At 49.9% G+C, this 24,203-nt stretch carries 20 protein-coding genes, 1 tRNA gene and 1 pseudogene; 11 read left to right on the top strand and 11 right to left on the bottom strand.

All coding sequences use genetic code 11. The features are described 5' to 3' along the window. Window positions 1-27 precede the first annotated feature (27 nt). Window positions 28-1,032: an ornithine carbamoyltransferase gene (gene argF, locus QEN32_RS19305; protein WP_000103041.1), complete on the bottom strand. Its 1,005-nt coding sequence runs from the start codon at window positions 1,030-1,032 to the stop codon at window positions 28-30. Between the two features lie 165 nt (window positions 1,033-1,197). On the opposite strand from argF, the gene rraB reads away from it, so the two are divergent. Together rraB and miaE are read left to right on the top strand one after the other, a co-directional pair. Next, on the top strand, window positions 1,198-1,614 hold the full coding sequence (gene rraB / locus QEN32_RS19300) for a ribonuclease E inhibitor RraB (RefSeq protein WP_000002940.1): 417 nt from the start codon (window positions 1,198-1,200) through the stop codon (window positions 1,612-1,614). A gap of 11 nt (window positions 1,615-1,625) precedes the next feature. Further along, window positions 1,626-2,437, top strand: a pseudogene (miaE, locus tag QEN32_RS19295) (tRNA isopentenyl-2-thiomethyl-A-37 hydroxylase MiaE). Between the two features lie 233 nt (window positions 2,438-2,670). Here the strand turns inward: miaE and QEN32_RS19290 are convergent. Both QEN32_RS19290 and QEN32_RS19285 read right to left on the bottom strand, forming a co-directional pair. Beyond that, the gene (locus tag QEN32_RS19290) at window positions 2,671-3,159 is read right to left on the bottom strand and encodes a DUF3617 domain-containing protein (RefSeq protein WP_000826193.1); all 489 of its coding nucleotides are present in this window, start codon (window positions 3,157-3,159) and stop codon (window positions 2,671-2,673) included. 106 nt (window positions 3,160-3,265) lie between these two features. Further along, window positions 3,266-3,769: a GNAT family N-acetyltransferase gene (locus QEN32_RS19285; protein WP_047605410.1), complete on the bottom strand. Its 504-nt coding sequence runs from the start codon at window positions 3,767-3,769 to the stop codon at window positions 3,266-3,268. A gap of 194 nt (window positions 3,770-3,963) precedes the next feature. Between QEN32_RS19285 and QEN32_RS19280 the strand changes: the two genes are divergently transcribed. Next, complete coding sequence (locus tag QEN32_RS19280; RefSeq protein WP_001066968.1) at window positions 3,964-5,151, top strand: YjgN family protein; 1,188 nt, start codon at window positions 3,964-3,966, stop codon at window positions 5,149-5,151. A 141-nt stretch (window positions 5,152-5,292) separates the two neighbouring features. On the opposite strand, the gene QEN32_RS19275 is transcribed toward QEN32_RS19280, so the two are convergent. The 3 genes from QEN32_RS19275 to pepA all read right to left on the bottom strand — a co-directional run bounded on the left by QEN32_RS19275 (window position 5,293) and on the right by pepA (window position 10,239). Next, window positions 5,293-8,148, bottom strand: a complete 2,856-nt coding sequence (locus QEN32_RS19275) for a valine--tRNA ligase (protein ID WP_094897430.1) — start codon at window positions 8,146-8,148, stop codon at window positions 5,293-5,295. Next, the gene (holC, locus tag QEN32_RS19270) at window positions 8,148-8,591 is read right to left on the bottom strand and encodes a DNA polymerase III subunit chi (protein WP_001523689.1); all 444 of its coding nucleotides are present in this window, start codon (window positions 8,589-8,591) and stop codon (window positions 8,148-8,150) included. Before holC ends, QEN32_RS19275 begins: the two co-directional genes overlap by 1 nt. Before the next feature lie 136 nt (window positions 8,592-8,727). After that, complete coding sequence (pepA, locus tag QEN32_RS19265) at window positions 8,728-10,239, bottom strand: leucyl aminopeptidase (RefSeq protein ID WP_000397158.1); 1,512 nt, start codon at window positions 10,237-10,239, stop codon at window positions 8,728-8,730. Window positions 10,240-10,519: 280 nt separating this feature from the next. On the opposite strand from pepA, the gene QEN32_RS19260 reads away from it, so the two are divergent. From QEN32_RS19260 to lptG, 3 genes are all read left to right on the top strand, one after another. Next, window positions 10,520-10,570: a hypothetical protein gene (locus QEN32_RS19260; protein ID WP_212724070.1), complete on the top strand. Its 51-nt coding sequence runs from the start codon at window positions 10,520-10,522 to the stop codon at window positions 10,568-10,570. A 63-nt stretch (window positions 10,571-10,633) separates the two neighbouring features. After that, window positions 10,634-11,734, top strand: a complete 1,101-nt coding sequence (gene lptF, locus QEN32_RS19255; protein WP_000584132.1) for an LPS export ABC transporter permease LptF — start codon at window positions 10,634-10,636, stop codon at window positions 11,732-11,734. Continuing rightward, a complete protein-coding gene (gene lptG, locus QEN32_RS19250; protein WP_001182242.1) occupies window positions 11,734-12,816 on the top strand; it encodes an LPS export ABC transporter permease LptG in 1,083 nt (360 codons plus the stop codon). Before lptF ends, lptG begins: the two co-directional genes overlap by 1 nt. Before the next feature lie 195 nt (window positions 12,817-13,011). Here lptG and QEN32_RS19245 read toward each other — a convergent pair whose 3' ends face one another. The 4 genes from QEN32_RS19245 to idnD all read right to left on the bottom strand — a co-directional run bounded on the left by QEN32_RS19245 (window position 13,012) and on the right by idnD (window position 17,275). Then, entirely contained in the window at window positions 13,012-14,010 is a 999-nt protein-coding gene (locus QEN32_RS19245) for a LacI family DNA-binding transcriptional regulator (RefSeq protein ID WP_001244065.1), read from the bottom strand. Window positions 14,011-14,073: 63 nt separating this feature from the next. After that, complete coding sequence (idnT, locus tag QEN32_RS19240) at window positions 14,074-15,393, bottom strand: gnt-II system L-idonate transporter (RefSeq protein ID WP_001128356.1); 1,320 nt, start codon at window positions 15,391-15,393, stop codon at window positions 14,074-14,076. A gap of 61 nt (window positions 15,394-15,454) precedes the next feature. Further along, window positions 15,455-16,219 (bottom strand): gluconate 5-dehydrogenase, encoded by a 765-nt coding sequence (gene idnO / locus QEN32_RS19235; RefSeq protein WP_000998688.1) that lies wholly within the window; start codon window positions 16,217-16,219, stop codon window positions 15,455-15,457. Window positions 16,220-16,243: 24 nt separating this feature from the next. After that, window positions 16,244-17,275: an L-idonate 5-dehydrogenase gene (idnD, locus tag QEN32_RS19230; RefSeq protein WP_000453354.1), complete on the bottom strand. Its 1,032-nt coding sequence runs from the start codon at window positions 17,273-17,275 to the stop codon at window positions 16,244-16,246. A 216-nt stretch (window positions 17,276-17,491) separates the two neighbouring features. Between idnD and idnK the strand changes: the two genes are divergently transcribed. Then, complete coding sequence (gene idnK / locus QEN32_RS19225) at window positions 17,492-18,022, top strand: gluconokinase (RefSeq protein ID WP_031605779.1); 531 nt, start codon at window positions 17,492-17,494, stop codon at window positions 18,020-18,022. Between the two features lie 27 nt (window positions 18,023-18,049). Here idnK and QEN32_RS19220 read toward each other — a convergent pair whose 3' ends face one another. Beyond that, a complete protein-coding gene (locus tag QEN32_RS19220) occupies window positions 18,050-19,069 on the bottom strand; it encodes an NAD(P)-dependent alcohol dehydrogenase (RefSeq protein ID WP_000152567.1) in 1,020 nt (339 codons plus the stop codon). Between the two features lie 222 nt (window positions 19,070-19,291). Between QEN32_RS19220 and QEN32_RS19215 the strand changes: the two genes are divergently transcribed. The 4 genes from QEN32_RS19215 to QEN32_RS19200 all read left to right on the top strand — a co-directional run bounded on the left by QEN32_RS19215 (window position 19,292) and on the right by QEN32_RS19200 (window position 23,779). Then, window positions 19,292-19,376: transfer RNA gene (locus QEN32_RS19215), tRNA-Leu, on the top strand. 198 nt (window positions 19,377-19,574) lie between these two features. Next, window positions 19,575-20,843: an integrase arm-type DNA-binding domain-containing protein gene (locus QEN32_RS19210; RefSeq protein ID WP_265322037.1), complete on the top strand. Its 1,269-nt coding sequence runs from the start codon at window positions 19,575-19,577 to the stop codon at window positions 20,841-20,843. Window positions 20,844-21,058: 215 nt separating this feature from the next. Continuing rightward, window positions 21,059-21,934 (top strand): phosphorothioated DNA-binding restriction endonuclease, encoded by an 876-nt coding sequence (locus tag QEN32_RS19205; RefSeq protein ID WP_265322036.1) that lies wholly within the window; start codon window positions 21,059-21,061, stop codon window positions 21,932-21,934. Window positions 21,935-22,228: 294 nt separating this feature from the next. After that, entirely contained in the window at window positions 22,229-23,779 is a 1,551-nt protein-coding gene (locus tag QEN32_RS19200) for a hypothetical protein (RefSeq protein WP_094884503.1), read from the top strand. Window positions 23,780-24,203 lie beyond the last annotated feature (424 nt).

Genomic DNA, 24,203 nt, shown 5'->3' with positions numbered 1-24,203 from the left:
CAACCGCCATCCGGCATCATAACGACATTATTTAGACAGCGTCGCTACCATTACTGCTTTGATGGTATGCATTCGGTTTTCCGCTTCATCAAAGACAATGCTGGCCGCAGACTCAAAAACCTCGTCGGTCACTTCCATCCCGCCATGTAAACCGTACTCTTCGGCCATTTTTTTGCCGAGCGTGGTTTCATCATCATGGAACGCAGGCAGACAATGCAGGAACTTAACCTGCGGATTGCCGGTTAACGCCATCATCTGGCTGTTGACCTGATAATCACGCAGCAGGGCAATACGCTCCGCCCATTTCTCTTTGGGTTCGCCCATAGAGACCCAAACATCGGTATAGATAAAATCCGCGCCTTTTACGCCCGAGGCGATATCTTCGGTCAGGGTGATGGCGCCGCCGTTCTTTTTCGCCATGGCGCTGCACTCCGCCACTAACGCGGCTTGCGGCCAGCAGGCTTTTGGCGCGACCAGACGGAGATCCAATCCTGTTAACGCGGCGGCTTCCAGCATGGAGTTACCCATGTTATTACGCGCGTCGCCGGCATAGACCAACGTCATCTCGTTAAAGGCTTTACCCGGCAGATGTTCCTGCATGGTAAGCAGATCCGCCAGTAATTGCGTTGGGTGATACTCATCGGTTAAACCGTTCCATACCGGCACACCGGAATATTCAGCCAGCGTTTCGACGATCTCCTGGCCATATCCTCGATACTGAATACCGTCAAACATCCGGCCCAGGACGCGGGCAGTATCTTTGATGGACTCTTTATGGCCGATCTGGCTCCCGCTGGAACCCAGGTACGTCACGCGCGCCCCCTGATCGTATGCGGCAACTTCGAAAGAGCATCGTGTCCGGGTCGAGTCTTTTTCGAAGATGAGCGCAATATTCTTACCCACCAGCTTTTGTTCTTCTTTACCGTTTTTCTTATCGGCTTTCAGTTTGGCGGCAAGCTGCAACAGAGCAGTGAGTTCGCTGGCGGTGAAATCAAGTAACTTTAAAAAAGGTTTTTGGTAAAACGTAGACATACTTCCCTCACATGGCTTAGGCCTCTCATTGAATTAAAATTCACTTTATATGGATGATTATTCATTTGCAACCCTGTTTGATAAAACTTTTCTCGATAAGGTGGAGGCAACGTCGGCGGTATGTGACAATAAGAGTATCGGCAGGACATCTATGAGGAACGAGCTATGGCAAACCCGGAATTACTGGAAGAGCAGCGTGAAGAAACGCGGTTAATTATTGAAGAGTTACTTGAGGACGGCAGCGATCCGGATGCGCTGTACACTATCGAGCATCACCTTTCCGCTGACGATTTCGAAACGTTGGAAAAAGCCGCGGTAGAAGCCTTTAAACTCGGCTATGAAGTGACGGAGCCGGAAGAGCTGGAAGTGGAAGAGGGCGATACGGTTATTTGTTGCGACATCCTCAGCGAGTGCGCGTTGAACGCCGAACTCATCGACGCTCAGGTTGAGCAACTGATGAACCTGGCGGAAAAATATGATGTCGAATACGACGGCTGGGGAACCTATTTTGAAGACCCTAATGGCGAAGAGGGTGATGACGACGATTATGTCGATGAAGATGACGACGGCGTGCGTCACTAAAGCTGCATAGTATGACGGTACGGCAGCGTCTGCTGTCGTATTTTTTAACAGGTTACGTATGAATTACCCGCAAATACTCTCTCCGGTGCTTAATTTCCTGCATTGCCCGACGCCGCAGGCGTGGATTGTCCAGGCCCGCGATCCGCAAAATCTTCCTCTTCTGCTTACCGATCACTTGATCTGCGAACTGAAGGCTGCGCAAACCGCGTTGCTGTTGGTGCGTAAATATGTCGCCGATAAATCGGGCGCCGACGCGCTGCTCGCCTGGCTGCAACCTTACGAGGCGTTCGCGTTTCGTCAGGGGCCGGAGCCGGATTTTGTTGCCCTGCATAGACAGATTAGCAAAAGCGCCATGCCGCAAACTGATGACCCCTGGGGTCGTCAGCTTATCGACCGTATGGTGTTATTGATTAAAGAGGAGTTGCACCATTTTTGGCAGGTACGCGAGGTCATGCAGGCCAGAAACATTCCTTATGTGAAAATCACCGCCAGCCGCTACGCGAAAGGAATGTTGAAAGCGGTACGCACGCACGAACCGCTCACCTTAATTGATAAGCTGATTTGCGGGGCGTATATCGAAGCCCGCTCCTGCGAACGTTTTGCCGCTCTGGCGCCCTGGCTGGATGAGGATTTACAGACGTTTTATCTCTCGCTTCTGCGCTCCGAAGCGCGGCATTATCAGGATTACCTGGCGCTGGCGCAGCAGATTTCCGCCGAGGACATTTCTGCGCGCGTGCGCTATTTTGGTGAGGTGGAAGCTGACCTTATCTTGTCGCCAGACCGCGAGTTTCGTTTTCATAGCGGCGTGCCAGCCGCCGGATAAAGGGTAAAATTAAAGATTAGCGTTTTTATCTTTTACGCTGTCGTCACCTGCGTGGTCATCCGCCCGGCATCAAACTGCTGGCGAGCAGGAAAAGTCATTTTCATGATATTCTGTCCTGAGTAAAGCCTGCCCTGCGGCAGGCAAAAAGAACTCACTCAGTGTTATATTCCCGAAAGGTGACCGTGAACAATGCCATTTTTGCATCATCACTACGGGTTCTTGTGTTGAAATACTTACTGTTTCACGCCTTTTGACGCTTCAGAGCAGGTCTTGCCAACAAAGGTTTGTTTAATTTTGTTGATGGAGGTTGTTTTATTACCTCCTGCATCGACATCCGATTTCATGGTCATCGCAAATTCTGTATCGCTTATTTTCGTCGTTTCTACAATAGAGTGCGATTTGACATCAGGATTATTACAGACAGTCTCATTGATCAGTTTGGTATCCGTACTTTCTACAAATGTTGTCGTGCAACCGCCTGCACTGGTAGAAAAACCCTTCACCATTTTTTTAGAATCTTCAGACATTTTAGGGGTATAACACATAAGCGTCGCTATGCCCGAATTTTTTTCATCCATTAATACTTCTTTTGTATCTGGATTGATGGTGCGCATTTCTATATTTTCCATTTTCCATTCGCCGGGCTGTATATCTAATGCATATACATTAGAGATACTAATAAACATAGCGGGGAAAACAATTGCTGATAATAGGCGTTTCATTTATAACTTCCTTGAATAATAAGTGATTCCCGGATAACAGGATGTTTCCGGGATTACTTATATCAGCAAAAATAATACCTGGCGAGGATAAATAAACGCCTGGTTTTCAGAGATCCTTTAACATCCTCACTTCGCAATCGACATGTCCGGTGCAGCCGAGCGGTTCGCTAATATGTTCAAATCCTAAACGTTCGTATAGCGCAATCGCCTCGCGTAAAAAAGCCGTTGTTTCCAGATAGCAGCGTTTAAAACCCTGTTTACGGGCATGATCCAGCGCCATCAGCGCCAGCTTTTTCGCCAGCCCCTGGCCACGAATCACCGGTAAAAAATACATTTTTTGCAGTTCACAAATGTCTGGTTCGCTACAGGATAACGGCGCCACGCCGCCGCCGCCCACCACACAACCGTTTTGCTCTACCACCCAGTAGGCCGCGCCCGGTTGGCTATAAACCTGATACAGTTCATCCAGATTGGGGTCGGCAACGGTATAACCTTTATCGGCGGTAAGTCCGTATTCCGCTGAAACCTGACGGATGACACGGGCAATAGCGGCATTGTCGGCGGTAGTGATTCGGCGCACCGTGAGCGTTGGCGAGGCGACATTATTCATAATATGGCTCAATTTTTAAAATTTATTTATAGATTACTTTAATACCACCGTCTTGAGTTACGCGCAAGGAGATCCTAAATCAGACAAAATAAAAGGCGGAAAAATTAAATAAAAATAGTATCGTAGTCAAATCAGTAACAATTTACTGGTTTTTATTATTAATTCTAATAGATTGTAATTCAGGGATATGATTCATGAATAACGTTATCAGTAGTAAAGATAACCATAATCACACGTTGGTGTTTACAGGCAAGGGCGGAAAGTATTTTGTTATTTGCCTTGTGAATTTCTTGTTGACGTGTATCACGTTTGGAATCTATGCGCCGTGGGCGATGGTGAAATGTCGACGTTATATTTATACTAATATGACGCTAAACAATCAGCCTTTTGCTTACAAAGCCACGGGCGGCGCATTATTTATTAGTGTGTTGTTAGTTTTTATTATTTATATTGTTAGCCTCTCTCTTATTGAACACGGTCATCCCGGTCTCGGTTTTACGCTATTCGGCTTATTAATTGCGATTATTCCTTTTATGGCGGTGAAAGGATTACAGTATCAGGCGATGATGACTTCGCTTAATGGCGTACATTTTGGATTCCAGTGTTCCATGCGGCGCGCCTGGTGGTACATGTTCGCTCTCCCGGTACTCCTGATGGTGGCGCTTTATATTGTTCTTTATATTATCTCACTGGTAACCATCGCCGTCGGCGGTTTAGTGTTCAATATCGTTTTTCTCGGTTTGCTGGCTATTATTGGGATAGGGGTCATTAACGGTATTACCTACAGCAAATGGATGACCTTGTTTGGCAATGGCGCAAACTTTGGCATTCATCGTTTCTCGATTCAGGTTAATGTTAAAACGTGCATCAGAGGGTGCGTGTTGGCAATGTTGACCCTTTTCCCTTTTGCTGTCGTGATTGGTTATCTAATCGCGCCGGTGTTCACCGACATGATTCTTTTGAGTATGATGGGGAATGCGCAGGCAGGAGGGGCGCTTATTCTGCAATATTATGGCCAGATAATGGCATGTTATTTCCTCTATTTTCTCGCGATTATTGTGGTAACCAGTTACTTATATGTGGCGTTACGCAACCTGTTTTTAAACAATTTGTCACTGGCGAACGATTCGATTCGTTTTCATTCCTCTGTCACTGCACACGGTATGCTGTGGCGGTTACTGGTGGTGTTTGTGATTTCCGGCGTGACCTTAGGGCTGGCTTATCCGTGGTTGAAAATTTGGCTGGTGAGCTGGCTGGCGCAGAATACACAGGTCCAGGGCGATCTGGATTCGCTTGAGTTAACCAATGATGAGAAGCCGCTGGAAAACAGCCCGCTAATGTGGATTTCTCGTGGCATCATGCCTTACTTCCCGTTTATCTGATGTAAAAAGGCCGACGTTTACGTCGGCCCATAATTCATGTTGTCGGATGGCGGCGTGAATGCCTTATCCGGCCTACCGATCGCGCCATGTCAATAAGCGAACGTGTAGGCCTGGTAAGCGAAGCGCCATCAGGCTTTCAGATTACAGCGCGCTAATAACCGCCTGCTGCTCAATCAGCTTCGCTTTGGCTTCTGCGTAACCGTCCAGCTTCTCACGCTCTTTGGCAATCACCGCTTCCGGCGCACGGGCGACGAAACCTTCGTTGGACAGTTTGCCTTCGATACGGGCAATCTCGCCTTCGATTTTCGCCACTTCTTTCGCCAGACGCGCCAGCTCATCGTCTTTGTTGATGAGGCCTGCCATCGGGATCAGCAGTTCGGCGCCGTCGATGATTTTGGTCACGGAAACCGGACCTTTGTCATCGGCTGGCAGCACGGTGATGCTTTCCAGACGCGCCAGGGTTTGCAGGAAGCTACGGTTGTCGTTAACACGACGAACGGCTTCTTCACTACAGCCGCGCAGCAGCAGTTCCAGCGGTTTGCCCGGGGCGATGTTCATTTCCGCACGAATGTTACGTACCGCGACGATCGCCTGCTTCAGCCACTCGGTATCGGCCAACGCGGCTTCATCCACCTGTGCGGCGTTATATTCCGGGAACGGCTGCAGCATGATGGTGTCGGCGGTAATGCCACAGATAACCTTCACGCGCTGCCAGATGGTTTCGGTGATGAACGGAATGATCGGGTGCGCCAGGCGCAGCAGACCTTCCAGTACGGTGACCAGCGTATGGCGGGTGCCGCGCAGTTCGGCTTCGCTGCCACCGCTCATTACCGGCTTGGTCAGCTCCAGATACCAGTCGCAGAACTGGTTCCAGGTGAATTCATACAGAATGCCCGCGGCGATATCGAAGCGGAAGCTGTCCAGCGCGTCGCGGTAGGCTTTAACGGTCTGGTTGAATTCCGCCAGGATCCAGCGGTCCGCCAGCGACAGGGTCATTTCGCCGCCGTTGAAGCCGCAATCCTGCTCTTCGGTGTTCATCAGCACAAAGCGGCTGGCGTTCCACAGCTTGTTACAGAAGTTACGGTAGCCTTCCAGACGCTTCATATCCCAGTTGATGTCGCGACCGGTCGAGGCCAGCGCCGCCAGGGTAAAGCGCAGGGCGTCGGTGCCGTGCGGCTCGATGCCGTTCGGGAACTGCTTCTCGGTACGCTTGCGGATTTTCTCCGCCATCTGCGGCTGCATCATATTGCCGGTGCGTTTTTCCAGCAGTTCCGGCAGGGAGATGCCGTCCACCATATCCAGCGGGTCGATAACGTTACCCTTGGATTTGGACATCTTCTGGCCTTCGTCGTCGCGAATCAGACCGGTCATGTAGACAGTATGGAACGGCACCTGCGGCTTGCCGTTTTCATCTTTGATGAAGTGCATGGTCATCATGATCATGCGGGCAATCCAGAAGAAGATGATATCGAAGCCGGACACCATCACGCTGGTGGGGTGGAACTGACGCAGCGCGTCGGTGTTTTCCGGCCAGCCGAGGGTGGAGAAAGTCCACAGCGCGGAAGAGAACCAGGTATCAAGAACGTCTTCGTCCTGACGAAGCTGAATGTCGGCGCCGAGGTTATTTTCCTGACGCACTTCGTCTTCGGTACGGCCAACGTAGACGTTGCCGTCGTTGTCATACCATGCCGGGATACGGTGACCCCACCACAACTGACGAGAGATACACCAGTCCTGGATATCACGCATCCAGGAGAAGTACATGTTTTCGTACTGCTTCGGCACGAACTGAATGTCGCCGTTTTCAACCGCTTCCACCGCCGGTTTCGCCAGCACGTCTGCACGGACGTACCACTGGTCGGTTAGCATCGGTTCGATAACCACGCCGCCACGGTCGCCGTAAGGGACGGTCAGATCGTGCGGTTTAATTTCTTCCAACAGGCCCAGCGCGTCAACGGCAGCAACGATGGCCTTACGGGCAGCAAAGCGTTCCAGCTTTTGGAACTCAGCCGGAATCTCGCTGGAATAAACGTCAGACTCTTCACCTTTGGTATCGAACACTTCCGCGCTTTCGCGAATGTCGCCATCAAAGGTCAGGATGTTGATCATCGGCAGGGCGTGACGTTTCCCGACTTCATAGTCGTTAAAGTCGTGCGCCGGGGTGATCTTCACGCAGCCGGTGCCTTTTTCCATATCGGCGTGTTCGTCGCCCACAATCGGAATGCGGCGGTTAACCAGCGGCAGAATAACGAATTTGCCAATCAAATCTTTATAACGCGGATCTTCCGGGTTCACGGCCACGCCGGTATCGCCCAGTACGGTTTCCGGACGGGTGGTGGCGACAACCAGGTAATCTTTACCGTCTGCGGTTTTCGCGCCGTCGGCAAGCGGATAGCGGATGTGCCACATCGAGCCTTTGGACTCGCGGTTTTCCACTTCCAGGTCAGAGATGGCGGTACGCAGTTTCGGGTCCCAGTTCACCAGGCGTTTGCCACGGTAAATCAGGTCTTCTTTGTACAGGCGGACAAAGACTTCTTTCACGGCATTGGAAAGACCTTCGTCCATGGTGAAGCGCTCGCGCTCCCAGTCAACGGAGTTGCCGAGACGGCGCATCTGACGGGTAATGGTGCCGCCGGATTCCGCTTTCCATTGCCAGATTTTGTCGATAAACGCATCGCGGCCGTAGTCGTGACGGGTTTTACCTTCTTCAGCGGCAATCTTGCGCTCAACCACCATCTGGGTCGCGATCCCGGCGTGGTCGGTGCCGACCTGCCACAGGGTGTTTTTACCCTGCATACGCTGGTAACGGATCATGGTATCCATGATGGTTTGCTGGAAAGCATGTCCCATATGCAAACTGCCGGTGACGTTCGGCGGCGGGATCATGATGCAGAAGGACTCTTTGCTTTCGTCGCCGTTAGGCTTGAAATAGCCCTGCTTTTCCCAGTGCTCGTAAAGCGGCTGTTCGATATCTTGGGGGTTATATGTCTTTTCCATTATTTCCAGGTTGCCGTATTCAGGTTAAAACCAGCCACGCGGTAGGCTTTGTAGCGTTCGCGCGCCAGTTGTTTCAAAGTTTCTTCGTAAGGGACGAAGTCTACCACTTCTGTGAAAGCGGTGGCAAAATCTGCAAAGCTTGTACGCAGGCTGATTAAAATATCGCGCGGGCTGCTGTTGCGTTTTTGCGGCCAAGCGATTTCAACCGGCGCGCCGCCGCGTGGGCCTTCGCCTGCCAGATTGTGCGGGACAAAACTTTCCGCCGGTCTTGCCCACAGCGCTTCATCCAGCCGAATGGCCTGCTTCTCATCTTCGCAGGCGATCAGCACGCGCTTGCCCGCGCGCCAACGTTCTGCGGCAATTTCACACACCAGTTGTTCAACGGCGCTTAAACCGTTGACGGTGGTGTCATTATCCAGAAGATAGAACGTCGCATTTTTCATATATGGGGCTTCTTGTGGTGGATTTAAATGCGTTGTCATGATGCCTCCCGTAGGCCGGATAAGCGCAGCGCCATCCGGCAAAACGCCTGATGGCGGCGCTAATACGCCTTATCAGGCCTACGGGGTAATCTCAAACTTACTCTTCGCCGTTAAAGCCCGCACGATTGAGCAGGAACTGCGACAGCAGCGCTACCGGACGACCCGTCGCGCCTTTCGCTTTGCCGGAGCGCCAGGCGGTGCCGGCGATATCCAGGTGCGCCCAGTTATACTTACGGGTAAAGCGTGACAGGAAGCAGCCCGCGGTGATAGCGCCGCCAGGACGACCACCAATATTCGCCATATCCGCAAAGTTGGACTCCAGTTGTTCCTGGAACTCATCGCCCAGCGGCAGACGCCACGCGCGGTCGCCCGCTTGCTCGGACGCGCCGATCAGTTCATGCGCCAGCGGGTTATGGTTCGACATCAGACCGGTGATGTGATGGCCCAGCGCAATCACGCAGGCGCCGGTTAGCGTCGCGACGTCAATGACGGCTTCCGGTTCGAAGCGCTCAACGTAGGTCAGCACGTCGCACAGTACCAGACGGCCTTCAGCATCGGTATTCAGCACTTCAACCGTTTGACCAGACATGGTGGTCAGCACGTCGCCCGGACGATACGCGCGTCCGCCCGGCATGTTTTCACAGCCCGCCAGCACGCCGATAACGTTAATCGGTAGCTGAAGCTCGGCGACCATACGCATCACGCCGTAAACCGCCGCCGCGCCGCACATGTCGTACTTCATCTCGTCCATCCCTTCAGATGGCTTGATGGAGATGCCGCCGGAGTCGAAGGTCAGGCCTTTACCCACCAGCACGATCGGGCGCGCGTCTTCGGACGGATTGCCCTTGTACTCAATCACCGACATCAGCGATTCATTCTGCGAACCGTGGCCGACCGCCAGATAAGCGTTCATACCCAGTTCGCGCATTTGCTGTTCGCCGATGACGCGGGTGATGACATTTTTGCTGTAGCTGTCAGCCAACTGGCGCGCCTGTGACGCCAGGTAGGCGGCGTTACAGATATTGGGCGGCATGTTGCCGAGATCTTTCGCGGCCTTAATCCCGGCGGCGATGGCCAGACCGTGCTGAATGGCGCGTTCGCCGCTGGTGAGCTCACGGCGGGTCGGCACATTAAAGACCATCTTACGTAGCGGGCGGCGCGGCTCGCTCTTGTTGGTCTTGAGTTGATCAAAGCTATAAAGCGTCTCTTTGGCCGTTTCGACGGCCTGACGCACTTTCCAGTAGTTGTTGCGGCCTTTGACGTGCAGTTCGGTCAGGAAACAGACGGCTTCCATCGAACCGGTATCATTCAGAGTATTTATCGTTTTCTGAATAACCTGCTTATACTGACGTTCATCAAGCTCGCGCTCTTTGCCGCAACCAATGAGGAGGATTCGCTCGGAAAGAACGTTAGGAACATGGTGCAGCAACAGAGTCTGCCCCGGTTTTCCTTCCAGTTCGCCGCGACGCAGTAATGCGCTGATGTATCCGTCGCTAATTTTGTCGAGCTGTTCTGCAATCGGAGAAAGGCGACGCGGTTCAAAGACGCCCACGACAATGCAGGCACTCCGCTGTTTCTCCGGGCTACCGCTTTTTACACTGAACTCCATGCACTATGCTCCTGAATCTTAAAGACAACAGTGGTGGCTACGGCTATACTCGTCGTCTTTCAAGTTGCAGATGCGTTGGCTGCGCCTGCTCATCCCTGTTACTTACCTGATGTAAGCTCCGGGGCTTCACAGTCTTGCCGCCTGCCTGCAACTCGAAATCCATTAGAGTATAGAAATTGAAAGCTTTCGTAACTCATGTCCGCTGTTGCGGTGACTTCGTGTTAATCTTAACGTTATTACGGCATTGGCACGTCAGAACAAGTTCTGAGAGGTGAATCCGCTGAGTATAATGATCTTAGCGATGATTTCGACGACTCAAGAGAATAAATGACGTTTAAGCCATGAAACAAGCTAAATTCCAGCAAAAAAATGGGTTTTTACGGGCGTATTTAAAGTGATAATCATAAGATATCTGGTGCGGGAGACGCTCAAAAGCCAGCTGGCGATACTCTTCATCTTACTTTTGATCTTCTTTTGTCAAAAGTTAGTGAGGATTCTCGGCGCGGCGGTTGACGGCGATATTCCCGCAAATCTGGTGCTCTCGCTTCTGGGGCTGGGCGTACCGGAAATGGCGCAGCTCATCCTGCCTTTAAGCCTGTTCCTGGGGCTGCTGATGACGCTGGGCAAACTGTATACCGAAAGTGAAATTACGGTCATGCACGCCTGTGGGTTGAGCAAAGCCGTGCTGGTAAAGGCCGCCATGGTACTGGCGTTATTTACCGGTATCCTTGCGGCGGTTAACGTGATGTGGGCCGGCCCCTGGTCGTCAAAACACCAGGATGAAGTACTGGCGGAGGCGAAAGCGAACCCCGGTATGGCGGCATTGGCGCAGGGGCAATTCCAGCAGGCGACCAACGGCAGCTCGGTGCTGTTTATCGAAAGCGTTGATGGCAGCGACTTCCACGATGTTTTCCTGGCGCAGATTCGCCCTAAGGGCAATGCTCGTCCTTCTGTGGTCGTGGCCGATTCCGGACACCTTACTCAGTTGCGCGATGGTTCCCAGGTTGTCACCTTAAACAAAGGGACGCGTTTTGAAGGAACGGCGTTGCTACGCGATTTTCGCATCACCGACTTCCAGAACTATCAGGCAATTATTGGCCATCAGGCCGTGGCGCTGGACCCGAACGATACCGACCAGATGGACATGCGCACGCTGTGGAATACCGACAACGATCGCGCTCGCGCCGAGCTGCACTGGCGTATCACGTTAGTCTTTACCGTATTTATGATGGCGCTGATGGTCGTGCCGCTCAGCGTGGTGAATCCACGTCAGGGGCGCGTCTTGTCTATGTTGCCCGCCATGCTGCTTTATCTGCTGTTCTTCCTGATCCAGACCTCCATTAAATCGAATGGCGGTAAAGGCAAACTGGACCCGGTTATCTGGATGTGGGCGGTCAACCTGATCTATCTGGCGTTGGCGATTGGTTTAAACCTGTGGGATACGGTGCCGGTCCGCCGCCTGCGTGCCCGTTTTCTGCGTAAAGGAGCGGTATAATGCAGCCATTTGGTGTACTTGACCGCTATATCGGTAAAACCATTTTTACCACCATCATGATGACGTTGTTCATGCTGGTGTCGCTCTCCGGGATCATCAAGTTTGTCGATCAGCTGAAAAAAGCGGGGCAGGGTAACTACGACGCGCTGGGCGCGGGTATGTACACCCTGCTCAGCGTACCTAAGGATATCCAGATCTTCTTTCCTATGGCGGCGCTGCTTGGCGCGCTGCTGGGACTGGGGATGCTGGCGCAGCGTAGCGAACTGGTGGTGATGCAGGCATCGGGTTTCACCCGTATGCAGGTGGCGCTGTCGGTGATGAAAACGGCTATCCCCCTGGTGCTGTTAACCATGGCGATCGGCGAATGGGTCGCCCCGCAGGGCGAGCAGATGGCGCGTAACTATCGTGCGCAGGCGATGTATGGCGGTTCGCTGCTTTCCACCCAGCAAGGTCTGTGGGCGAAAGACGGGAATAACTTTGTCTATATTGAACGGGTGAAGGGCGACGAGGAGCTGGCCGGCATTAGTATTTACGCTTTCAACGATCAGCGTCGTTTGCAGTCGGTGCGTTACGCCGCTTCGGCAAAATTCGACCCGGAGCATAAGGTCTGGCGTTTGTCGCAGGTGGATGAGTCCGATCTGCAAAACCCGAAACAGATCACCGGTTCGCAGACGGTGAGCGGCACCTGGAAAACGAATCTGACGCCGGATAAGTTAGGCGTGGTGGCGCTGGACCCGGATGCGCTTTCCATCAGCGGTCTGCATAACTACGTTAAATATCTGAAGTCGAGCGGCCAAGACGCCGGACGTTACCAACTGAATATGTGGAGCAAAATATTCCAGCCGCTTTCCGTAGCGGTGATGATGCTGATGGCGCTGTCGTTTATCTTTGGACCGCTGCGTAGTGTGCCGATGGGCGTGCGCGTGGTGACGGGGATTAGCTTCGGCTTCGTCTTTTACGTTCTCGACCAGATTTTTGGCCCGCTGACGCTGGTATATGGCATTCCGCCGATTGTCGGCGCGCTGCTGCCGAGCGCGTCTTTCTTCCTGATTAGCCTGTGGCTAATGCTGCGTAAGTCGTAATCACAGTAATCGTAGGCCTGATGGCGCTGTGCTTTTCAGGCCTACTCCGGACCCGTAGGCCGGATAAGGCGTTAGCGCCGCCATCCGGCAGACAGCCTGGTATTACTCGAATGATGTAGCGCGTAACCTGACACGTGGCGCTTTTGGCTACGCGTTAAGCTCAGGCAAGCTGCGGGAAAAAGTAGATCAAAAAATTTATAACGTGCTGCCGTGATAAATCTGATAACCCAAATCAATCGTATTATGGTTGAGATCGTTATTTTTAATTTTGTTGAGCAACATCTGCGCGGCTCTGCGCCCGATCTCAAAACGAGGGGTAATTACGCTGGCGAGGCTCGGTATCATTTGCCTGCCCATCTCCAGGCCGTGGAAGCCGGCGATGGAGATCTGCTCCGGTACGGCCAGTTGACGCTCGCGGCACCACAGTAGAGCGCCCATTGCGATATCGTCATTTGTACAAAAGACGCCATCCACGTCCGGGTGCGCAGTAAGCGCATCACGCATTAGCTGTATCCCCAGATGGATAGAGGAGATAGCGCGGGGATTGATGCGCAACGGCGCCAGCCCCCGGCGCGTCATCGCATCGCAGTAGCCATGATAACGCTGCTCATCACGGATATCGTCTTTTGAACCCAGATAGAGGATTTTACGCCGCTGGCGTTTATCCAGCATGGTGCTGACCATATCAAAGGCGGCCTGACGGTTATCAAACCCCACCTCCATATCTAAGCGATCGCCCTGGATATCCATGAGTTCTACAATCGGGAGGGTAGCTGAGCGCAGGAATTTGACGGTTCTGAGGGTATGATATTTTTCTGAAAGAATAATTCCGTCGATATTGTAAGACAGTAAATTGATAACGGACTCTTCTTCCGAATCGCGATTGTAATTGTAATTCGCAATGAGAGTTTGGTAGTTATGACCCGACGTTACGGATTCAATCCCGGCAAGAATGTCGGCAAACAACTGGTTCTGAAAAGAGGGGATCAGCACGCCCAGAGTGTAACTTTGCGCGTTTAACAGCATAGCTGGCGCGCGATTTGGTATGTAGTTAATTTCCTCCATGATCTGCGCAATACGCTCGCCGGTTTCCCTGGCGACTTTTTTCGGCGAGCGGATGTAACGGCTCACCGTCATTTTTGTCACGCCTGCAAGCGTAGCGATATCCTGCAAAGAAATTCTGTGATTCCTCATGTTTTCTCCAGTACCGGGGGCGGGAACGTCGCCCCCATGGTTAATTGGGCTGCGGATGATGAATTAATGCAGAACCGCATTCAGCGCCAGTACGCCCAGCAATCCCATGACAGAAATCAATGTTTCCATAACGGTCCAGGTGCGTAGGGTTTCCCCGACGCTAAGATTAAAATACCCTTTAAATAGCCAAAAACCGGGATCGTTAACATGTGATGCAATAACGCTTCCTGCGCCTGTCGCCAGTACCATTAACGCCGGATCGGCGTGGGTTACGTTAATAATCGGCAATACGACGCCCGCTGTGGTTATCGCGGCCACGGTCGCGGAACCTAACGCAATACGCAGCACGGCGGCTACCGTCCAGCACATTAATAACGGAGATAGCGATGTGCCAGTCATTAATTGCGAGATATATTGACCCACGCCGCTATCCACCAGCACTTGCTTAAACGCGCCGCCGCCCGCGATGATAAAAACAATCATCGCAATAGCGCCAATGGACTCGCCGACGATATCCATCACCTGCTCAACCGTACGTCCATTGCGTCGGCCCAGCGTAAAAATGGCGATGATAATGGCAATAAACAACGCCACTGCTGGATTACCAATAAATTCGAAGAAAACCCGCACGGCATTCGTTTTTGGCAGCGTGATTTCACATACCGCTGCGATGGCCATCAGAATGACCGGGATCACAGCGGCAAAAATACTGTTCCAGAATGACGGCATCTCCTCTTCACTGAATAGGTGAGGATTAAATAATCCTTCAGGCGGCGCTTTCTCAAAGCGCGCCAGCAATTTTGAAAACAGAGGGCCGGCAACAATCACGGTCGGTATGGTAATGATTAACCCATACAGCAGGGTCGTACCGAGATTTGCCTCAAAAATTGTCGCAATAGCGGTAGGGCCGGGATGCGGCGGCAGGAAGCAGTGCGTAACGGATAAGGCGGCGACCATTGGAACCCCGACATACAGCAAGGGCAGTCCCGATGAGGCCACAATCGTAAAAACGAGCGGCAACAGCAGTACGAATCCGACTTCAAAAAACATTGCCAGGCCGACGATAAGCCCGGTGATCACCAGCGCCCATTGCACGCGTTTTTTGCCGAACGTATTAATGAGCGTCGTCGCAATGCGCTGCGCGGCGCCGGTATCGGAAATTAATCTTCCCAGCATCGCGCCAAAACCGAGGATCATGGCGAGTCCGCCCAGAGTACCGCCAATTCCGTTTTGTATGGAGTGCAGGACGTCTTGCGCGCCCATCCCTTCGGCAAATCCCACCACGGCGGCAACCAGAACAAGGGCGATAAAGCCGTTAACTTTAAAGCCAATCATTAAGACCAACAGCAGCGCAACGCCTGCCGCAATAATTATTAATGGCATATTCGTCTCTCTTATTAGCGCCAAAATAGCAGCGCTTACGCGCTGCGTCGTATTTCCCTGGTCAGACGGCAACCAGCATACCGCCATCGACAAACAGCAGATGTCCGTTAACAAAGTCGGAAGCTTTTGACGAGAGAAACACAGCTGCGCCAATAAGCTCCTGGGGATCGCCCCAGCGTGCGGCAGGCGTACGTTTGCATAGCCAGGAGGTGAAGGCTTCATCTTCAACCAGCGCTTTGGTCATCTCCGTTTTGAAGTATCCCGGCGCAATACCGTTGACCTGGATATTATGACGCGCCAGCTCCACGCACATGCCGCGAGTCAGCATCTTCACGGCACCCTTCGACGCGGCGTATGGCGTAATCGTGTCGCGGCCCAGCTCGCTTTGCATCGAACAGATGTTGATCACTTTTCCTGCCTGACGCGCCACCATACGGCGCGTAACGGCCTGAGAGACGAGAAAAACCGCGGTCTGATTTACGGCGATGACATCATTCCACTCCTGCTCGGGAAACTCAGTAAACGGATGACGGCGCTGGATACCGGCGTTATTTATCAGGACGTCAATGACGCCGATATCTTTTTCGATATGTTCAACCGCAGCTTCAATATCCTGTTTATGGGTGACATTAAAGGGAGCGGCAATAGCCTTTATCCCTTCCTGCTGAAGTTTCGTCACGGCTGTTTCGGCGCGCTCCGGGGTGATATCGTTAACAATAATGCGCGCGCCATAGCGACCAAGACCGGTCGCCAGCAAATAACCAATTCCCTGAGCGGCTCCGGTGATAAGGATATTTTTACCTGCCAGTGAAAAAAGATCGTTCATGATAGTGTCCCTTATTTTACTTTCTCAGAAAACGAGCTGAACTTTTGCCGCCTGTGTTTTGTCTCCGGCAAAGATCAGCGCCGCTTCCAGGTCGGTAAATGGATATTCCGCGCTCAGTAACGGCAGCGGATTGATAACGCGGTTGGCAAGCCAGGAAACCGCAGTATTAAATTCGGTAGTAAAGCGGAAAGAGCCTTTCAGGGAGATCTCTTTGCTTATTACCATCATCATCGGGAAGTTGGGAACTGCGCCGCCCATGCCAACCTGCACCATCACGCCTTTTGCCCGTGTGACTTCCAGACACGTTGAGATTGAGGAAGGATGCCCAGAGACTTCAAAACTGATATCGAAATACCCTTTTTCTGCTTTCCAGCCATCAAGAGAATCATGCTGTGGGTTCACCAGCGTATCCGCGCCCATCTGCCGGGCCAGCGAGAGAGAACGGGTACTGATATCGGCACATACCACTTCCGCCGCGCCCAGCGTTTTTACCGCGCTAACAATCAGGCAGCCGATAGGGCCAACGCCGGAGATAAAGACGCGTTTGCCCTGCAGATCGCCCGCCTCATGAGCCGCATGTATGGCAACCGCCAGCGGTTCGGCAAAGGCCATGGCTTTTTCGTCCGCCTGTTCCGGCCAGGGAATGCACTGAGCGGTATCGACAGCTTTAAATCGGGTAAAACCGCCATCGACATGCGGAAAATACATGGCGCTGCCAAAGAAACGCATTTCAGTACAGTGGTTTTCTTCATGCTGCAGACAGTATTTGCAATGACCGCAAGGCTTCGATGGATTAATCGCTACCGGTTGTCCTTCACGTAATAAATCTGAGTCGCTATGAACGATTTTGCCAATCACTTCATGCCCTAAAATCATTGGCGCTTTTACTGTAAAATTGCCGACTTTGCCTTCCTGATAATAATGTAAGTCAGACCCACAAATGCCGCCACGGGTAATTTGTACGAGTGTTCCTTTATTATTCCATTCAATATTTTGTTCCGTAACGGCAACAGCACGCTTACCCGCAACAACGCAGGATTGAGTTTTTACTTCCATAAATTCCTCACTGGTCAGGTAGTTACCCTGAACGCATTTAAGCGGTTTTATTTGTCACTATTTGTGACTTATGTCACGCTGGAAAATTGTTACACTACAATGTTACGCATAACGTGATGTGCCTTAGAGTTCTTCTCTATGGAAATTAAAAAACGTGAAATTGTCGAACGTAGAGGCGTAATATTGTGTTGTGGAATATGACTCAGAGGTATTTAAATGGCCGGGGAAAGCTATATTTTAATGGGTGTTTCAGGTAGTGGTAAGTCTTTAATAGGCAGCAAAATTGCAACATTATTTTCTGCGAAGTTTATTGACGGCGATGATCTCCATCCGGCGAAAAACATTGATAAAATGTCTCAGGGAATACCGTTAACTGATGAAGACCGCTTACCCTGGCTGGAACGATTAAATGACGCTTCATACAGTCTTTATAAAAAAAATGAGACGGGATTTATTGTCTGCTCGTCATTAAAAAAACAGTACCGCGATATTTTACGTAAGAGTAGCCCTAACGTACATTTCCTGTGGCTGGACGGCGATTACGCTACCATTCTGCTGCGAATGCAGCGTCGTGCCGGGCATTTTATGCCGCCAGACCTGCTGCAAAGTCAGTTTGACGCGCTGGAGCGACCCTGTGCCGATGAACATGATATTGCGCGTATCGATGTTAATCATGACATCGAGCACGTGACGGAGCAGTGCCGACAGGCTGTACAGGCTTTTCGTCAGGCACTCAGCGCTTCCTGATCATTGTCAAAGCGCTGAGTCAGGCGGTCAGAAGTCAGCTTTTAGCACTACACGATAGCGGGCTTTGCCGTCGCGAACGTGCTGGATAGCCTCGTTGATTTGTGACATTGCGAACAGTTCCGTGGTGGGCGCGACTTTGCTGCGTCCGGCGAATTTCATCAGTTTGCGAAGTTCATATGGCGTTCCGGTTGCCGAGCCTGAGATACTGCGATCGCCGGCAATTAATGTAAACGCCGGTACGGGCAGCGGCTTCAATACCGCCCCAACGGTATGGAAGTTGCCGCCATAGGTCAGCGCTTCGAAGTAGGGCTGCCAGTCGAGATCGACGTTGACCGTGTTAATAATGAGATCGAACTGGCCCGCCAGTGCTTTTAACGCTTCCGGATCGCGGCTGTTCACCACGTTATTGGCCCCCATCGCCAGCACTTCCTGCTCTTTCGATGGATTGGAGCTGAACGCGGTGACTTCGCAGCCCATCGCGTGTAACAGCTTTATGGCGATATGCCCCAGCCCGCCAATACCGATGACGCCAACGCGGCTGGTAGCAGTAATATGGTGCATCAATAGCGGTTTAAAGACCGTAATGCCGCCACATAACAGCGGGCCTGCGGACGCCATATCTATATTCTCCGGAAGAGGAATTACCCACTGCCAGCCTGCGCGAAGCTTCTCGGCAAAACCGCCACGATTGAGGATAGTGGGCACTGTGCCTTCCTGGCAGTTAATTTGATTGCCGCTGATACAGGCATCGCAGTGTCCGCAGCTGCGCGCCGTCCAGCCGATTCCAACGCGCTGGCCGACTTTTAGCCCCTTATCCTGTGCCGCGCTGCCGAGTGCGGCCACCCGACCGATGACCTCATGTCCGGCAACCAGAGGGTATTGAGAGAACCCCCATTCATTGTCGATCATCGACAGATCGGAATGGCAGATCCCGCAGTAGTCGACCCGTACCTCGACATCTTCCGGTTGGAGTTCTCCCGCATCATATTCATAGAGTTCGAGCTCGCCGCCCGCCTCTTTGGCGGCGTAGCTTTTTATTATCGTCATTGTGTTTCCCTTAATGTGGTGTTGAACTGAAAAGTGTAGAGCATGGAGGCAAGGGACGCCCGACGTTAATCTGCTGGAGAAGGCGGGAAGTAGCCTGATTATTCTATTTAATACTCAACGCTGCTGAAATTTTCAGCACTTAGCGATACAGGTGTATGCTCGTGCTTGCATGGCGGCGTATGACAGGTATAATCCACAACGTTTTCCGCATACCTCTTCAGTGCCGAAGTGGCGAAATCGGTAGACGCAGTTGATTCAAAATCAACCGTAGAAATACGTGCCGGTTCGAGTCCGGCCTTCGGCACCAAAAGCATGTAAATGGACCTCAACTGAGGTCTTTTTTATGCCTGAAATCCGCGCCACACAAGGCTTTTCACGATTTTCCCCTTAATTGAAGTCAACTCGGGTCAACCCACATCAAGTCGCTTGTGAGTATATAACTGAGTATATATGCTGATTCGATAATGTTTGTATACTCACGGCGGTACATGGAAGGAGAACCATCATGGCTCTGACTGATACTAAAGTCCGTTCGGCAAAACCTGAAGATAATGCAAACCCGCTATCTGATGGTGACGGCCTGTTTTTACTGGTACATGCTAATGGCTCCAAATATTGGCGATTTCGTTTTCGCTTTGGTGGCAAGCAGCATGTGATGGCGTTTGGCGTTTATCCCGAAGTTTCACTGGCGGATGCCAGGAAGAAAAGGGAGGAGGCCAGGAAGCTGGTTGCTGCTGGTATCGATCCTCGAGCACATAAACGTGCTGTGAAAGAAGAACAGGCGAAAGAGATTATTACTTTCGAGAAGGTCGCCCGAGATTGGCTCGCGACCAACCAGAAATGGTCGGAAGATCACGCTGAGCGAGTGAAAAAGAGTCTGGAGGATAATGTTTTTCCGGCGATTGGGACGCGCAATATTGCTGAATTGAGCACCCGCGATTTGTTACTTCCCATCAAGGCCGTAGAGACGTCTGGACGTCTTGAAGTGGCTTCCCGTCTCCAACAACGTACTACGGCCATCATGCGTTATGCAGTACAAAGCGGTTTAATTGATTACAATCCGGCTCAGGAGATGGCAGGAGCGGTTGCTTCTGGCAATCGAAAGCATCGTCCTGCGCTGGCCTTAAAGCGTATTCCAGAACTGCTTCAGAAAATAGATGGCTATACCGGAAGACCATTAACCCGCTGGGCAACCGAACTTACCCTACTGATTTTTATTCGATCCAGTGAACTACGTTTTGCTCGTTGGTCGGAGATTGATTTTGAAACGTCAATGTGGACGATTCCACCAGAGAGAGAATCTATCCCTGACGTTAAGCATTCTCACCGAGGATCAAAGATGCATACACCGCATTTGGTGCCGCTTTCTAAGCAAGCACTGGCGATCCTGAAACAGATAAAGCAGTTCTGTGGCAAGCATGAACTGATTTTTATTGGCGATCACGATCCACGTAAGCCGATGAGTGAAAACACGGTGAACAGTGCGCTACGGGTGATGGGGTATGACACTAAAGTTGAGGTTTGTGGTCACGGCTTCCGCACGATGGCTTGTAGCTCATTGATTGAGTCAGGGTTATGGTCAAAGGATGCGGTAGAACGACAGATGAGCCATATGGAACGTAACTCAGTGCGGGCAGCGTATATCCATAAGGCGGAGTTTATCGACGAACGCAAGCTGATGCTGCAATGGTGGGCTGATTTCCTGGATGCGAATCGGGAGAAAGGGATCACGCCATTTGACTATGCGAAGATCAACCAGGGGCATGGTGAGTGAGACGAGTGCTTTTATTTCTTGATTGATGTTTAAATTAAAATGACCAACCAGCCCGATTAGGGCTGGTTGGTCGCTGTATTTTTTACCGTTGTTATCGGGTTTTCATCTGCCAGGTACAGAGCTGACAAATAAAAAAGATATCTGCAATAAAGCCTTGAATGTACATATAGTTGCGAGCATCATCGCAAATATGTGCTCATGGATTCTTCAATGTAATGGCCTCTGACAAAACCCTAAAGCAAGCGATATCAAATATCACTATCTGGCGCAAAGGCGAACAGCGTGCGCCACATAAGCCATTATTGCTGCTGCACGTCCTCTCACACTATCGGCAGGGTCATGATCGCCTGTTTAACTATGGCTCTGAAATCTACGAGCCCCTGTTGGATCTCCTGGAACGTTATGGACCGCAGCGTCGTGACCAGCGCCCGGACATGCCGTTCTGGCGTCTGAAGGGCGATGGCTTCTGGGAACTACAAAACGCAGAACTGTGCTCAACCAAGGGTAGCCGCCAGCCGCCCCGACGTGAACTCATCGAATATAATGTCGCGGGTGGATTTGATGCCGATAATTTTGCGTTGGTGGCAAAAAATCACAGGTTAATTGATACGCTGGCGCAGCAGCTCCTGGAGGCGCATTTCCCGGCCAGTATTCAGGAAGACATCGCTGATGAGATGGGGTTTGATATTCGCACCTCTCTCCGTCAACGCGATCCGAAGTTCCGTCAGATGGTGCTACGTGCTTACAATTATCAGTGCGCGATCTGCGGCTTCAACATGCGCCACGACAATGCACTGATTGCTCTGGAAGCTGCCCATATCAGATGGAAGCAGCATCATGGCCCTTGTGAAGTACCCAATGGCTTGGCACTGTGTGCGATTCATCATAAAGCGTTCGATCGCGGCTCGATTGGTCTAGATGAAAATATGCGTGTGGTGGTTTCAGGTGCGGTTAATGGCGGTGGGGTGGTGCAGCGGCTGTTCTGGGATTTTGCGGGAAAGGCGATTGCGTTGCCACCGGTTAAAGAAAATTATCCGGGCGAGCAGTTTGTGGAATGGCATAGGAAAGAGGTGTTTAGAGGAGAGCATTGATCTGGGGTAGGGCAGCTATTTTGCGTGTGGTATACAAACCATTCAGTTTTGTTAGCTTCGATTTGACCTGACACATCTATGGCATAGAGCCAAACCTAATCTGACAGGCTGTTCTGTGCCAGAAACTGACGTTGCAACTACTTCTTTATATTACTCCTTTCACAAAATAAAATTATAAGAGTACAATGTTACTAAATTTTGTTCTATTGGGAATAGTTACATGATAATGTTATTTAATTGTAAGAGTATTCTCATCTACCATATTTGTATCAATCTAGGACAATCGAGACGATTATGAAGCTATCACAAATATATTTGGGTACAACAGATGCAAAAAATGAGCTATTAACCAATAGCCCTGAGGAGAGGTTAAGATTTAAAAAACTGTATGTCGTACCTCCAGCTTTAATTATAGATAAATACATAAATCATAGTAAATACTTCATTACGGGCCTAAAAGGCACAGGTAAGACTGCTCTATTAAGATATATCTCTATTGTTTTGGATGAACAAAAAAACACAACATCAAAATTCATACTGTTTAAATCAGAAGTTAGTGAGGACACTAAGAAAGATTTCAGCAAAGCTTCAAGGATTGAAGAGGTAATCGAAAACAGTTCTGACTTTGAAGGAAATGATTTTGAAAATGTTTGGCGTTGGTTTATATATAAAGTTATATCTGATATGATAAGTCAAGGTTCTATTGACGCTTTTCGGAAAAATGAAAGTCTTTCAAAATTTCAAGCTTTAATGAGTTCGGAGAAAATAGAAGAGACTGAAAGAAGCTTTTTCTCAAAATTAATACCAAACATTAGGAAGGGCAATATCGAGATCAGTAAGGATCCTAAGTTAAATCTTGATTTTGATTGGGATAATAATGGTGTTGCAAAGGTTGCTTTCTATAAAATAATTCAAGAGGCTGATTCTGTATTTCAATTACTTCAGCCTTCAAAAAATGGTATTAATATTTTCTTTGATGAGCTTGAACTTAACTATACAACAAAAAAACAATATCAGCGTGACTCTAGATTGTTAAGAGATTTAATTATTACGATTGAACGGATAAACTCTATAAGTAAGAAGAATGGATTCAAACTATGCTTGTTTGCTGCTATCCGTTCTGAGGTTTTAAATTCCGTTGATTCCTTAGGTAAGGAAATAAATAAACCACTAACTGATTTTGGTACTGATATAGTTTGGAACCGTGCTGGCGTTGATTCGATTCAACAGCCATTACTTCATATTGTAGAACAGAGGATTAATAACTCGCGAGAGGAGTTTGGATTAGACATATTAAATCCGGGTGAGTTATGGAGTAATTATTTCCCTAAACGTATCCATTATAAAAAACCGCAAACATACCTTCTTCATAACTCTTGGTATCGTCCTCGTGATATTGTTAGGTTGTTACTATCCGCACAAGAGAACTATCCTGAGGAGAATGCTTTTAGTACTCAGTCTCTGGAGGCGATTAGAAAGAGGTACTCTTCTGCATGTTGGGTTGAACTGACTGAAGAACTAAAAGCAAAATATAAGTCAGAAGAAATCAATGGGATCAAAAATATCCTCTATGGATATGCTCAAATCTCAACCATTCAAGAGATTTCTACACATGCAGAAAGCATAGCTCAATCATACATTGAGACTAAAAAACTTCTTGGAAAATACTCAATAAATGAAATATTGATAGATTTATATAGGATTGGAGTTATTGGTAATTACTCTAATGAAAGTCAGAGCGGGAAGAAAAAATTTCGCTTCTCCTTTCGTGGGGATGATGACATTTTATTTGGTCAGAAGATTTATATACACAATGCGCTCAAGGCTCATTTATCAATAGATTGAATTAGAAAAAATTAACTCAATCCTAGAAAATATAAACTAACCTTCTGAATATTCAGGAGGTTCAACTTATAAATTAAATAATGTGTAAAAATATTAGTAGGTATTTTACTCTCTCTTTGAGCCAACGATTAATCGCCTTAAAATGTACTATTTACCTTAAATACTTCATGCATCCCTTTCAAACTGAAACAGAATAATAACAAATGATTAGGACACCTTTATGAGCTATTCTCCGATCATTGTCTTTATTCAACATTAATATCATCTGGTAGATTTAACGGTTTTATTAGGTCCGCTACTTCGCTCGAAGTAGGTCGTCTGGTTTATTTTTGTGCTACCGGTGAAAACTGCTAAGTTAATTTTGAGCTAGGCTGTATCCCTCAATTACATAACCCACCTATAAATATAAATTAATAAGGCATCA

It is taken from the genome of Salmonella sp. SA14318 (genome assembly GCF_029866905.1).
Taxonomy (GTDB): Bacteria; Pseudomonadota; Gammaproteobacteria; order Enterobacterales; family Enterobacteriaceae; genus Salmonella; species Salmonella enterica.
Note: the sequence above shows the minus strand (reverse complement) of the source record. Positions and strands in the feature narration are given on the sequence as shown.

What these genes read in the sequence shown, in the direction of transcription:
- argF (WP_000103041.1), bottom strand. Translation starts at nt 1,032, where the DNA reads ATGTCTACGTTTTACCAAAAACCTTTTTTAAAGTTACTTGATTTCACC.
- rraB (WP_000002940.1), top strand. Translation starts at nt 1,198, where the DNA reads ATGGCAAACCCGGAATTACTGGAAGAGCAGCGTGAAGAAACGCGGTTA.
- QEN32_RS19290 (WP_000826193.1), bottom strand. Translation starts at nt 3,159, where the DNA reads ATGAAACGCCTATTATCAGCAATTGTTTTCCCCGCTATGTTTATTAGT.
- QEN32_RS19285 (WP_047605410.1), bottom strand. Translation starts at nt 3,769, where the DNA reads ATGAATAATGTCGCCTCGCCAACGCTCACGGTGCGCCGAATCACTACC.
- QEN32_RS19280 (WP_001066968.1), top strand. Translation starts at nt 3,964, where the DNA reads ATGAATAACGTTATCAGTAGTAAAGATAACCATAATCACACGTTGGTG.
- QEN32_RS19275 (WP_094897430.1), bottom strand. Translation starts at nt 8,148, where the DNA reads ATGGAAAAGACATATAACCCCCAAGATATCGAACAGCCGCTTTACGAG.
- holC (WP_001523689.1), bottom strand. Translation starts at nt 8,591, where the DNA reads ATGAAAAATGCGACGTTCTATCTTCTGGATAATGACACCACCGTCAAC.
- pepA (WP_000397158.1), bottom strand. Translation starts at nt 10,239, where the DNA reads ATGGAGTTCAGTGTAAAAAGCGGTAGCCCGGAGAAACAGCGGAGTGCC.
- lptG (WP_001182242.1), top strand. Translation starts at nt 11,734, where the DNA reads ATGCAGCCATTTGGTGTACTTGACCGCTATATCGGTAAAACCATTTTT.
- QEN32_RS19245 (WP_001244065.1), bottom strand. Translation starts at nt 14,010, where the DNA reads ATGAGGAATCACAGAATTTCTTTGCAGGATATCGCTACGCTTGCAGGC.
- idnT (WP_001128356.1), bottom strand. Translation starts at nt 15,393, where the DNA reads ATGCCATTAATAATTATTGCGGCAGGCGTTGCGCTGCTGTTGGTCTTA.
- idnO (WP_000998688.1), bottom strand. Translation starts at nt 16,219, where the DNA reads ATGAACGATCTTTTTTCACTGGCAGGTAAAAATATCCTTATCACCGGA.
- idnD (WP_000453354.1), bottom strand. Translation starts at nt 17,275, where the DNA reads ATGGAAGTAAAAACTCAATCCTGCGTTGTTGCGGGTAAGCGTGCTGTT.
- idnK (WP_031605779.1), top strand. Translation starts at nt 17,492, where the DNA reads ATGGCCGGGGAAAGCTATATTTTAATGGGTGTTTCAGGTAGTGGTAAG.
- QEN32_RS19220 (WP_000152567.1), bottom strand. Translation starts at nt 19,069, where the DNA reads ATGACGATAATAAAAAGCTACGCCGCCAAAGAGGCGGGCGGCGAGCTC.
- QEN32_RS19210 (WP_265322037.1), top strand. Translation starts at nt 19,575, where the DNA reads ATGGCTCTGACTGATACTAAAGTCCGTTCGGCAAAACCTGAAGATAAT.
- QEN32_RS19205 (WP_265322036.1), top strand. Translation starts at nt 21,059, where the DNA reads ATGGCCTCTGACAAAACCCTAAAGCAAGCGATATCAAATATCACTATC.
- QEN32_RS19200 (WP_094884503.1), top strand. Translation starts at nt 22,229, where the DNA reads ATGAAGCTATCACAAATATATTTGGGTACAACAGATGCAAAAAATGAG.